Consider the following 12,784-nt stretch of genomic DNA (forward strand, 5'->3'; position numbering starts at 1 on the left):
GTGGAGTATAAGCAAATTCCTTTAGGGCCAATCCAGACCAATTGTTATTTAGTATGGAATGAAAAGAAGGATTGTTTAGTAATAGATCCAGGTGCAAATGGAGTAAAATTGAATAAGATGATTCAGGAGTTAGAATTATCCCCTATTGCAATTCTTTTAACCCATGCACATTTTGATCATATTGGTGCAGTGGAGGAAGTTAGAACAGATTATAGCATTCCCGTTTATGTACATAGCAAAGAAGAAGAGTGGTTGATTGATCCGAAATTAAATGGGAGTGAGGCATTTAGACTTCCCAATCCTGTAGTTACCAGACCAGCAGAGCACTTCTTGGATGAGAATCCTAAGATGACAATTGGAGATTTTACCTTTCAAGTGATGGAGACACCAGGGCATTCTCCAGGAAGTGTCACATTTTATTTTAAAAAAGAGAATTGGGCATTTGTTGGCGATGCTCTTTTCTATGAAAGTATTGGACGAACTGATTTAATTGGTGGTAACCAACGTACATTAATAAATAGCATTCACGAGAAGCTTTTAAATTTACCTGAAGAGACGATTGTACTGTCTGGTCATGGGAGAAAAACAACAATCGAACATGAAATGGATCATAATCCGTATATTAACGGCTTTTAAGTTAGTATGTAAGTGATACCGAAGAAAAGAGAGAGGAAAGAAGTCTTAATGGGTTAATATAGGGATTTAGAGCAAATAATCCTCTCATTAATCTATTGGTGCTTTCTTAAAGTAATTCCAGCTGCCATTTGGTGGCTTTTTTTTGCGAAAAATAATTCTGAAACAGCAAGTATTGGTAGGATGGGCTTTTTGTTATTGGATTCACCTTACAAATATAGAAGAACTTAAAAGTGTTACAATTAGGAGGGAAAACCTCCTATGAATTTAAAGTATTTAATAGTATCAATCTTAATAAAAAAGCCTAATAATTTTGATTAGAACCAAATTAAACTTATAGCAGAACATTATTTAGGCTTTTCATGAAGAGATTCATTTCATTTGGTACATAGTAATAGTCAATTCGCACACCGGTTTTTTGCACCCGAACAAATCCCTCATTTACTAAGAAATTCATATGATGAGAAACAGTTGCAGGCGTAAGTGAGAGTAATTGAGAAATATCTTGTCCGCACAAGGGACCGTTTTTTAGTGCTTTCAAGATTTCTAGTCTTCTTTTATCACTTAAAAGCTTAAGGCGATTTAATAGGGTTTCTTCATTGTGATTGTATTTTTGAATAAGTGAGCCAATTTTATGGTACATAATTCCAGCATATAAATATTCCGGACCATCTGTATCCATATGGTTCCATTTTAATGTATTAAACCCCATTGCACTCGGAATGATAATTAATTCTCTTGAGTTTAACTGTAAATTATATTGTTTCATTATGTTAGATTCAGGATTCTTCAAGAAATATTCCTTCAGAAAGATAGCAGAGGCGTCAATATAAGATTGCAGAATGTTCGCTTTTTGATTAAATAGATCAGAAACTTCTTCCAATATTTCAAGCAATTCCTTCTGAAATTTACCAGCATTATAGAATACTTGAGTATATAACCATTTGTCCTCTATTGTACACTGATAATCTCTTAAGAAATCATTTAAATCTTTTTCTGTTTTAATTTCTTTTCCTTCAAGATTATAATTAAGAACTAGTCCAATAAGTTGTATTCTTAAATCAAATTCATGGGGATTCTCATAATCATTATCATTAAAAATAATTTGTTTACGTATTGTATAATATAATGCCCATGCAAGTGAATAGTCCGATTGTGATTCAATGCCAAAATAGAAAAGTAGTTTTTTTTCTTCGATTTCTAGATTGTCCATAATAAAATTTTCTACTTCTGCTAAAATATAAATTTCATCCGAAAATTCTTCAAAAGGGATATTGTACTTTTCACATATCTTTTGTATAACATCATAGATTGTTTTAGGAAACTCATCCCCTTCTGGTAAATTTCTCCTCTCCAATAAGAAAATACATTCTGTAAAAACATCATATTTAGATGTTATTGATATATCCATTAGGTAGCTCCTTTACTATTTATGCAATTTTTTATAAGGGTACTTACAACTACGCTTACTTTAATGTAATAGTATCACAGCGATATAATAAAAGACAAACTAAATTAGATTGTTATCTAAAATATAGTTTGAAACATATCTAACTACATGATATTATATTAAAGTAATTGAATTTTCTAAATAAATAGTTTAGGGGGAAGGGGAAATGAGTATATTAAAGAGTGGCAAAAAAGTTACTACTCTACTAACTCTATTGGTTGTATTATTTAGTACAATCACACCATTTAGTAATAACTATGTAAGTGCAAAAGAGAATACTAGTTATATAACTATGGAAAAAGCCGAGGGTGAATTAAATATTTCTCAAAAAGAAAATATTAGTGAGGAATTTGGTTATGATCCACAAGAAAAGGTTCGTGTAATAGTAGAATTAGAGGAAGGACCAGTATTAGACTATTACAGTACAAAAAGTAAACAAGAACCATCTGAGTTTATTAATTCTAATAAGGGAAAGGAAATTGCAAATAATATTATGGGGGAACAAGACTCCGTAATGAAAAAGATCTCTGAAAAGGTAGATGCTAGTTTTAAAGATAACTATCGATACACAGTAGTTATGAATGGTTTTTCGTTAGAGACAAAACGGGAAAACATTGAAAAAATAGAGAAAATATCTGGTGTAAAAAGAATTTTTGAGGCTGTGAAATATGAACTTCCAGCTGAAGCAAATAATGATATACAAATGAAAAATAGTAGTGTAATGATTGGGGCAGATCAAGCGCAAGCGCTTGGATATGAAGGAGAGAAAACGATTGTAGCTATTCTTGATACGGGACTAGATACAAATCATGAAGCATTTCAAAAAGACCCACAAAATTCAAAATATTCAAAAAGTGATATTTCGTCACTTATATCTTCCGTTAGTTTAAATGCTGGAGATTTATCGTCAGATGATGTGTTTGCAAGTCAAAAGGTTCCTTTTGGATATGATTATGCAGATAAAGACCCGAATGTCATTGGTGATATAGACCATGGAACGCATGTAGCAGGAACTATTGCAGCAAATAGTGATAAAATTAAAGGTATTGCTCCAGAAGCTCAATTAATGATTATGAAGGTGTTTTCAGATGGGACTGGATCAGCCTATGATGATGATATTTTGGCTGCATTAGATGACTCTGTTTCATTAGGTGCAGATTCCATTAATATGAGCTTAGGATCAGGTGCTGGCTTCACAAAAATAGGGGAAGAAGCAGTAAAAGAAGCGTATACAAGGGTATCGGAATCAGGCGTTAATTTATTGATGGCTGCTGGTAATGATGATAATGCTGTAGTTAATAATACATATGGAACTAACATGCCATTAGCGTCAAATCCAGATAATGCGGTTGTGTCTTCACCATCAACTTTTGCAGCAGGTTTATCTGTAGCAAGTGTGGAAAATACTGTTTATAATTCTCCATATTTTAAAGTAGGGGATGAAAATATTCCTTATAAAAATGCTTCTAACACAGATGGAGACACCTATGATGTATTGGAGACACTTGATAACAAGGAATATGCTTATGTAATGGTACCAGGAATTGGGGAAGAAAAGGATTATAGTGAGTTAGATGTTAAAGATAAGATTGCGGTAGTTCAACGTGGGACGATCACTTTTACAGAAAAAGCGCGAAGGTTACACAAGCTTATATGATGAAAAAGGCGATCATGCAACACTTTCTCTTCCATTCTTAGGATACTATGGTAATTGGACAGATCCTTCCATTTTTGATAACACAGTATATGATAAAATCCAGCCTACTACACAAACATCAACGATAATGATTAATTCGAACGCTGCAGGAAGCGGATATTATTTAGGAAGAAATGCTATCACAGGTAAATATGATAAAGAAAAAATTGCTTTTTCTCCTTCATTAAATGGGGATAACTCAAGAATATTTACTTCTATAACAAGCTTATTAAGAAATGCAGAAAATTTATCCTTTAAAATCAAAGATGCAAATGATAAGGATGTTTGGTCCTATGTATATGGTGATGCCCGTAAAACCTTCTTTAGTTCCACTCAAGGTGCATATATACCGATTCTGAATATGCAAGGTTGGAATGGAAAGGATGAAAAAGGACAGCAAGTACCAAGTGGTACGGAGTTGATTTATGAAGTAAGTGGTAAAATTGCAGGAACTGATACAGAAAAAACGCTCGATCTTCCTTTTACTGTAGATACAGAAGCACCAACAGTAGAAAATGTCGACATTGTTAAAGAGGATAGCAAAGTATACCTAACATTTGATGTAAAAGACGATAACTATATTCAACAGATACTTGTTGGGGACGTCGCTGGACATGTACTTTTATTTGAACTTGGAATAGACTATGTGGAGAAAAAAGGAGAAACGAGCACAGTTCGTGCAGATATAACAAATCTTGGAGAAGAACTTGCGAACCAGTCATTAAATCCAGGTAGATTAAGTATCTTTGGGTTCGATTATGCTTATAACATTAGTACAAATTATGTGGATATCGGCCCACAAGCAATTGTATTAGACAAGTACTTAGATTTGACAATAGGCGAATCGAAAAAAGTGAATGCAACAGTTAAACCAGAAAATTTAGCTGATAAATCGTTAACTTGGACAAGCTCTGATGACAAAATAGCAACTGTTGATGCTGATGGTGTTGTAACTGGGATAGCTAAAGGTGAAGTAACCATTACTGCAACTGCCGTTACAGGACTAACTTCCTCTATCAAGGTTTACGTTGATACGGACGTGCCAGGGGAAGGTGAAACAGAGGATCCTGATGAAGAAAATCCTGAACAACCAGACGAAGATGATGCAATAGGATATAGTGATATGTCAATAGATGCAGACCATTCTATTATCAGTAAAGATTTAAATGACACTTTCCAATATGAAAACTTTTATTATAAAGTGACTAGTAATGACGAAGTACAATTAATAGGTGAGCCAGATAAACTATTCTCTAGCTATGATACTATCAAAGGAAATGTCTATATACCATCCGAAGTAGAAAATAACGGAAAAAAATATAAAGTAACCTCTATTGGAGCTAAAGCATTTTATTTTAATAATTCCATAACTTCGATAGAATTTTCCGAAGGATTAAAAGTTATTGGGCAAAGTGCATTTTTCTATGCATCTGCACTATCTAATGTAAAAATGCCAGACAGTGTGGAGAGAATTGATGACAATGCCTTTAATGGAGCAAGTATTACAAAAATTAATATACCTAAGAACATCAAATCAATAGGTTCTTTTGCATTTCTCTTTATAGATGCATTTGAAGAATTGACTTTACCAGAAGGGTTAGAAAGTATTGGAGAACAAAGTTTTGGTTTTGTTAGTTCAATGAAAAAACTTATCTTACCTGACACACTAAAGTATATCGGAGAAGCTGCATTTACGGATAGTGCAAGTTTAGAAACAGTCAAATTACCAGAGAAGATGAAAGCAGTTCCTAAGTTTATGTTTTTTAAAGCATCTTCACTTAAAGAAATTGAATTTCCTACATCAGTTACATCAATTGGGTACGGATCTTTTCAATCAAGTGGATTAACTACTATAGATATCCCTGAAAATGTAACTAAAGTGGAGAAATTTGCATTTGCTGACATATCTAGTCTTGAAAAAATTATTATTCCAAACTCTGTGAAGGAAATTGGAACATACGCTTTTGCACAAAGTACGAAAGCGAATGAAGTGAAAATTGGTAAAAACGTCAAGACAATTGGAAAGGATGCCTTTAAAGGAATTTCAAGAGAAGCTACAGTAAATGTTGCGAATGATCAAGTTGCTTTCGAATTAAGACGAAGTGGATTCACCAATCCATTAAAGTCTGGTGGGGTAAGCTTTACTGACTATGTCAGTGGACAATTTATGGTAGGTTCATTGATTTATAGACCAACTAGTGCAACAACAGTTGAAGTAACTCAATTTGAAAATAATAAGAAACTACAAGAACTTGTTATTCCTGAAACAGTTACAAATGAAGGAGATAATATTACTTATACAGTGACAAGTGTTTATGATTATGTTTTCCAAGGAAATCAGGATCTTAAGAAAATTACGTTGCCTGATACAATTACAAAAATTGGTGAAAGAGCGTTTGATCAAATTAACGGACTAGACACAATGAATATTCCTGAAAACTTACAATTAGTTGAAGAATATGGATTAAACTATTTAGGATGGGATCCGTTGTTAGCAAGTGAATGGACAGAAAAAGAGCTTACTATACCAGATGGGTTAACTCATTTAAAGGCAGTTTCTTTTTCTGGAAATAAATATGAATCAATTAATATAGCAAACGGAACAAAGAAAATACCTGCATACACATTTTATGGAAATAAGAAAGCGGAGAAGCTAGAAATACCTAATTCCGTAGAAATGATAGAATCTAATGCATTTGCAGATTTAGAATCATTAAAAGAACTAAATCTCCCAGATAATTTAAAATATATTGGGGGCAATGCATTTTCTGGTTTAAATAGCATAGATAAAGTGGCTCTCCCAAATAGTGTAGAATATATTGGGGATTATGCGTTTAATTCAATGGTTGGATCAAGCATAAAGGATGTTAGTCTAGGTAATGGTGTAAATGCTTATGGTTGGAATTCCTTTAATGAAGAAGCGAACGTAACTGTTTCGTTAAATTCTCAAAGAGAGGATATAGTGAAGTTTAATAATCTGAAGCAAACACCAGAACTTATTTGGGACGGAGAAGTGGATATTTCAACAACAGATGCTTCTGTTATCCCAGAAGGTAAAAAAGTATCAGTAATTGGTGATCGTACAATTGACGGTAATTTAACCATTAATGGAACTTTAGAGATTGCTAAAGATGCTTCCTTAACTATTAATGGTACATTAAAAATAAACGGCAAAATAACTGGTAAAGGTACTTTGATTATTAGTGAAGAAGCCCAAATTGGAGATATTGACCCAGAGGTATTTATTCCGGTAACGAGCATTAAAATAACAAAATCTATCGCAATTACAGAAGATAAAGGAACAGCACAAATTGAGGCAGAAGTATATCCTACCTTTGCAACCAATAAGAATTTAAATTATGACTTAATAAGTGGTGACGAATTTGCATCTGTAAACGAAAAGGGAGTCATAACTGCAAAAGGAAACGGTCAAATAGTTGTAAGAGTTTCGGCGGCAGATCAATTTGGAACGTATGTAGATCTGAATGTTACTATCTCCGGACAAAGTGAAGTAATTGATGATGAACAAGACCCAGAAAATCCAGATGACGGAACAGAGGATGAACAAGACTCAGAAAATCCTGGAAAAGGAATAGATAATGATAATACCAACACGGTAAATCAAGAAAATAACAAAAATAGTCAGAATGTATCTAATATAGGAAATGGAAGTGGAAAAGAAAGTAACGGAACCCACCAACGCCCTGAAACAGGCACACATTCTTATAATTATCTGTTAATCGGATTTATATTGATTTTTGCTAGCATATTGTTCCTTTATATTGCTAGAAGAAAAAAACAAGTAAACCAAGTTAAATAGAAACAATAAAAAAACTCCTTAATTGCTTGAAATTTGAGCAATAAGGAGTTTTTTTAGCTACACTTTACGTGGCAAATAGATTGACATTTGTGTATTCCACATGCTGTCATATATTAAATATGGAATCCTAATGCAAGATAAAATAAATAGTTCATTTTTAAATAAGTAGACTCGTTAAAAGGATAAGTAACAATTATATAGAAATGGATAACCTGAATAAAAGTTGTATTTCTGCAGATAATTACAGGAAACTCTCTTTTCTTTCCTATTGAACTTGTGTTTTATAGGCACATTGATCGCAGCCTGAAATAATATTCTGTTTTTCGATTAACTGAACATCCTTAAATAATGCTTCAAACATACCAGTAAAGAAAGATTGATGCATTGTACATACTTTATCTTTATGCTCCATTGCAACTTCTTTAAATGGACAATTATATATTTCAAAATATAAGGAAGTTTCATCATCATTCCATTCTAATGCTGGCAGTTGCCCTGTCATTAAACTGGCATTTTGTAATAGCCGTAGTTTATCTCCATTGGATAATGATGCGGTATTATTTGTATAACGGGCAATTTCTTGTTCCATCATCTCTTTGCCAAATGTTTTTCCTGTTTCATATAGTGCTTTACTTCCTTCTGCACCGAGGCTTTCAAGGGATCTTAATAAAATACTGCTTAATAATTGATAATTTCTAAATGGAAAGCTAAATTGTATGACCTCATCTGATAAACGATATAGTCTACTTGGACGGCCACCCTTTCCTGTTTTTTTTGTTTCAGAATAGAGCATTCTTACATCTTCTAATTTAGATAAATGTAAGCGGGCTACGTTTGGATGGATAGAAAATTCGTCTGCTATTTCTTGAACGGTTACATCTTGATGACGTTTAGTAATGTATTGATAAATATAGAAACGAGTTGGGTCAGACAATACATTTGTAACTTTTAGTGTATTTTCCATAACAATTGTTTCCTCCTGGGAACTAATTTTCTTTATTATAATATAGCAATCTACCATAAACATGGTTAAAACGATAAGTTTATAAAATGTTCACAACTTCACAAGATTTTGTTCATAAATTGTACATATTCACCATTTGAAGCTTGGCCATCTTTATAATGTTTTTTTTATGTTTTTTCCGTTCACATATTGTTATTATTCAAATGTAAAATTGACATTTATTAATAGGAGATATAAAATTAATATATGAGCATATATTCATATAAAAGAAGATAATTTGGAGATAATAGCTGTTTCCATTATTGATGGAGGGGCAAGCTGCTCTAATTACAACAGAAGCTAATCAACATCATCTATTCTTCATTTTACACTGCTTTATCTTCTTGTGTAATGCAGCCTTCTCTTCATCTAGAATATTCAAGAGCTGTTGTAGTAGTGGTGGCTGGAATTTTTGGATATAACTTCAGCTGGCGTTTTAATAGACGAGAGGTTCCTTTATCAGTTGGTCATAAAATTAGTTTTTTACCACAAAATATAGGGAAAAGAGTATTTTCTGTTGGTTTGATAAATCCGCAAGGTAAGTAATTTTATTTAAAAAATAGAAGGAGGAAAAAATATGGGGAATTTTCATGAGCATAATCATAGTCAGTATGGACATCACCATCATCACCATGGCTTCGAATCAACAAGAGAGGGTAATAAAAAAGGGTTAATTTTCGCTTTACTAATTACCTGTGGAATTATGCTATTGGAGTTTTTTGGAGGACTTCTTACAAATAGTCTTGCTTTATTATCAGATGCAGGTCATATGTTAAGTGATGCTGGTTCTCTTTTCTTAAGTTTTCTTGCAATCCGGTTTGCGTCCCGTAAAACATCGCCTAGTAAAACGTATGGATACTATCGTTTTGAAATTTTAGCGGCCCTATTTAATGGCGCCACATTGTTTGTTATCGCTTTTTTTATCATTTGGGAAGCTATAAAACGGTTCGCCGAGCCTCCGACGGTTGCTAGTGGAACAATGATGACCATTGCAGCAATTGGATTGTTAGCAAATATCGTTAGCGCGGTGGGATTAATGCAGAAAGGGGATGTGCATAACAATGTAAATTTACGAAGTGCTTACTTACATATACTGGGTGATGCATTAGGTTCCGTTGGTGCAATTATTGCTGGAGTACTCATGTTATTCTTTGATTGGTATGTTGCAGATCCTATAATATCTGTAGTAGTTGCTTTATTAATTTTAAAAAGCGGTTGGGGAGTAATAAAAAATTCTACTCATATATTAATGGAAGGAACTCCGGAAACAATAAACCAAGAAGATGTGAAAATGGTGTTAGAAGAAATCGAAGGAGTAATCGATGTTCATGATCTGCATATATGGACCATAACTTCCGGGCTTGATACATTAAGCTGCCATATGTTAATTGATGATAAAAAAGACAGTCAAGCTATTCTTCAGCAAGCGATTGTTCGAATAAAAGATAAGTTTAAAATAGACCATGCAACTATTCAAATCGAAAAGTCACAGATTCAACATGATGATATGAATGTGTAAAAGAAATCAAGACAGACTGGGGTAGTTTTTATTGACTCTTGTTTAACTAAATGTATATACGTCTGTGTTTAAAATAAACGGCAAGATTTCATATAAATGAACAATTTTTTAAAAAGGAGTTAATATCTCAACTTATATCTGCTATTTAAGCTTAGAAGGGAATTTTTTTCTATGATGTCTCTCATTTTCGGAAAAAAATTAACAAAGAATAATAGCGAATTCATATGTATAAAAAAAAGACCCATGTAAATTGGGTCTTTACTGGGCTAGCTGGATTCGAACCAACGAGTGACGGAGTCAAAGTCCGTTGCCTTACCACTTGGCTATAGCCCAATATAATTGATATATATAGTATGGCTTGTTCGGTGTTTTTTATTCAAAATCAGAAGTTTTTTTAAAAGAACAATGGAAATTAATCGGAAATATTAGTCTAGAAATAATCTGCATTATATTTAAAAATAACTAATTGAATAAAAGTAAAAAAATAATGAAAATTGAAGGAATTTCTTTTTTTATGTCGAAATATTAATACGAATAAATAAAAAGGTGGTGTTTTATGAAAAGTGTTATCTATTGAAGCTTTAGCCAATCGTATTATTCGTGATGCAGTGGAGCAAAATGCTACTGATATTCACATAACCCCGAGACAAAAGGAATCGGTCCTTCAATTGCGGATTGCTAATCATTTGCTTACTAGATTAGTAATAACTGCGGAGGAATGTGACAAGTTAATCTCTCATTTTAAGTTTACGGCATCCATGGATATTGGAGAACGAAGAAAACCGCAAAATGGCTCTATTTCTACAAACATCAATGGTCAACATATTGGCTTACGTTTATCAACCTTGCCTTCTTCCCCTCACGAAAGTTTAGTTATTCGCCTTCTTTACGACAAAAATATGCTTCCAATCTACCATATCTCCTTATTTCCAAATGTTTCTCGAAAATTAATCTCTTTATTAAAGCACGCTCATGGGTTAATTATCCTCACAGGTCCGACTGGATCTGGCAAAACGACAACACTCTATTCCCTCTTAAATGAAAATGCTCACCTCTACCAAAGAAATGTTATTAGCTTAGAAGATCCGATTGAAAAGCCCCAAGAAAATGTACTGCAGATTCAGGTTAATGAGAAGGCTGGTATTACGTATTCAACAGGACTAAAAGCGATTCTTCGCCATGATCCCGATATTATCATGGTTGGAGAAATCCGAGACAGGGAAACTGCTCATATTGCAATAAGAGCGAGTTTAACAGGGCATTTGGTATTAACTACCATGCATACTAGGGATGCGAAAGGTGCGATTCATCGATTGCTCGAATTTGGCATAAAGGAGACAGAAATTGAACAAACCTTAATTGCTGTTACCGCACAAAGACTAGTAGAAATGGTATGTCCATTTTGTGATGATGGCTGTTCACCTTTCTGTTACCGTTTAGATGATCGATTAAAAAGATCTACTGTATTTGAAATGATAACTGGAAGGATGATTGCTAACATTCTTAATAACAGGACAGATGATTGGAGTTATAAGTATAAAACATTAGGGGACATCATTTGTAAAGGGATAGCATTAGGATATATAAAGGAGGGGGAATATGAACGATGGATTTATGATGAAAAAAAATAAGGCGTGGACTAATTTAGAGCAAGCTAGATTTTTAAAATGTATTGGGGAGTTGCTTGATAGGGGCTATTCCATGGCAGAAGCGGTTCAATCTTCGCGTTATTACATGCCGGAATGTCGATTGGAAGATATAAATGCTTGTTATGGTTCGTTAAAAGGAGGAGATACGTTTTTTGAAAACCTTGTAAGGTTAAATTTTGATCGCCAAGTTATTAGTTTTGTGTATTTTGCTGAAAAGCATGGAGGATTTGCAACTGCGTTTCAGGATGCAAGTAAAATGATTCAGAATAAACAAGATACAATCAAAAAATTAAGGAAGATTCTATCTTATCCTCTTTTTCTTCTATTATTTACTTTTATTCTGTTTTTCTTTGTTCAAAGTATCCTCATTCCTAAGTTTAATTCCATTTTTCTAACGATGAATATAAATAAGAATTTCTTTCTGCTCTTTGTCCAAATAATCGGTAAGGTTATTCCCTCTCTCTTCGCTTTTCTATTACTTCTTCTTATTGCTTGTTACGTCTCTTATTATGTATATTTCCGCAAACTGGATATTATAGTTCAAATGAATTTACTAGCGCGAATCCCATTCATAGGAAAAATTGTCAGGCATTATTTTTCCTACCTTTTATCTTTGCAATTAAGTTATCTATTATCTAGTGGCTTTTCGATTTATGAATGTTTGCAATTTTTTGAAGAAAACAAAGAGCAAAAGCTGTATTCTCGAATAGGTATACTTGCTATTTCGCAGTTGAAAAAAGGCGATCGTCTTGATCAAGCCTTTATGTTATTTACTTTTTTAGATAAGGAACTGTTTCAAATTATTCAGCATGGTCAAGAAAATGGAAAGCTGGATCAAGAATTCTATTACTATGGCAATCATTGCCTTATGCAAATAGAAGAGAATATACAAAAAACAATGAAGGTCTTTCAACCTACACTGTATTCCGTTGTGGGAATTTTAATTGTTTCCATTTACTTATCTGTATTAATGCCAATGTTTCAGCTTTTAGATGGATTTTGAAAGGAGAACAA

Annotated in this window: 8 protein-coding genes and 1 tRNA gene; 6 read left to right on the plus strand and 3 right to left on the minus strand. The window is 33.2% G+C overall.

Annotated features, from left to right (window positions below; translation table 11 throughout):
• On the plus strand, window positions 1-636 hold the full coding sequence (locus QQZ16_RS06805) for an MBL fold metallo-hydrolase (protein WP_031535334.1): 636 nt from the start codon (window positions 1-3) through the stop codon (window positions 634-636).
• 331 nt (window positions 637-967) lie between these two features.
• Here the strand turns inward: QQZ16_RS06805 and QQZ16_RS06810 are convergent, their stop codons facing one another.
• Window positions 968-2,044 (minus strand): ArsR/SmtB family transcription factor, encoded by a 1,077-nt coding sequence (locus QQZ16_RS06810; protein WP_235248041.1) that lies wholly within the window; start codon window positions 2,042-2,044, stop codon window positions 968-970.
• A gap of 205 nt (window positions 2,045-2,249) precedes the next feature.
• On the opposite strand from QQZ16_RS06810, the gene QQZ16_RS06815 reads away from it, so the two are divergent.
• Together QQZ16_RS06815 and QQZ16_RS06820 are read left to right on the plus strand one after the other, a co-directional pair.
• Window positions 2,250-3,740, plus strand: a complete 1,491-nt coding sequence (locus QQZ16_RS06815) for a S8 family serine peptidase (protein ID WP_235248043.1) — start codon at window positions 2,250-2,252, stop codon at window positions 3,738-3,740.
• Window positions 3,688-7,599, plus strand: coding sequence for a leucine-rich repeat protein (locus QQZ16_RS06820; protein WP_235248056.1), 3,912 nt, complete (start codon window positions 3,688-3,690; stop codon window positions 7,597-7,599). Before QQZ16_RS06815 ends, QQZ16_RS06820 begins: the two co-directional genes overlap by 53 nt.
• Before the next feature lie 265 nt (window positions 7,600-7,864).
• Here the strand turns inward: QQZ16_RS06820 and QQZ16_RS06825 are convergent, their stop codons facing one another.
• Entirely contained in the window at window positions 7,865-8,563 is a 699-nt protein-coding gene (locus QQZ16_RS06825) for a helix-turn-helix transcriptional regulator (protein ID WP_031535326.1), read from the minus strand.
• Window positions 8,564-9,179: 616 nt separating this feature from the next.
• Between QQZ16_RS06825 and QQZ16_RS06830 the strand changes: the two genes are divergently transcribed.
• Window positions 9,180-10,121, plus strand: coding sequence for a cation diffusion facilitator family transporter (locus tag QQZ16_RS06830; protein WP_031535323.1), 942 nt, complete (start codon window positions 9,180-9,182; stop codon window positions 10,119-10,121).
• Window positions 10,122-10,382: 261 nt separating this feature from the next.
• On the opposite strand, the gene QQZ16_RS06835 is transcribed toward QQZ16_RS06830, so the two are convergent.
• A tRNA-Gln gene (locus QQZ16_RS06835) sits at window positions 10,383-10,454 on the minus strand.
• Between the two features lie 230 nt (window positions 10,455-10,684).
• On the opposite strand from QQZ16_RS06835, the gene comGA reads away from it, so the two are divergent.
• Window positions 10,685-11,752, plus strand: a complete 1,068-nt coding sequence (gene comGA, locus QQZ16_RS06840; RefSeq protein ID WP_031535321.1) for a competence type IV pilus ATPase ComGA — start codon at window positions 10,685-10,687, stop codon at window positions 11,750-11,752.
• Entirely contained in the window at window positions 11,721-12,773 is a 1,053-nt protein-coding gene (gene comGB / locus QQZ16_RS06845) for a competence type IV pilus assembly protein ComGB (RefSeq protein WP_235248058.1), read from the plus strand. The genes comGA and comGB overlap by 32 nt, the downstream gene beginning before the upstream one ends.
• Window positions 12,774-12,784: the final 11 nt, after the last annotated feature.

The organism is Bacillus sp. T2.9-1, assembly GCF_950097965.1.
GTDB classification, from domain to species: domain Bacteria; phylum Bacillota; class Bacilli; order Bacillales; family Cytobacillaceae; genus Niallia; species Niallia hominis.

Bases quoted from the DNA above. Each gene is read 5' to 3' on its own strand.
- QQZ16_RS06810 (WP_235248041.1), bottom strand. From the start codon at position 2,044: ATGGATATATCAATAACATCTAAATATGATGTTTTTACAGAATGTATT.
- QQZ16_RS06815 (WP_235248043.1), top strand. From the start codon at position 2,250: ATGAGTATATTAAAGAGTGGCAAAAAAGTTACTACTCTACTAACTCTA.
- QQZ16_RS06825 (WP_031535326.1), bottom strand. From the start codon at position 8,563: ATGGAAAATACACTAAAAGTTACAAATGTATTGTCTGACCCAACTCGT.
- QQZ16_RS06830 (WP_031535323.1), top strand. From the start codon at position 9,180: ATGGGGAATTTTCATGAGCATAATCATAGTCAGTATGGACATCACCAT.
- comGB (WP_235248058.1), top strand. From the start codon at position 11,721: ATGAACGATGGATTTATGATGAAAAAAAATAAGGCGTGGACTAATTTA.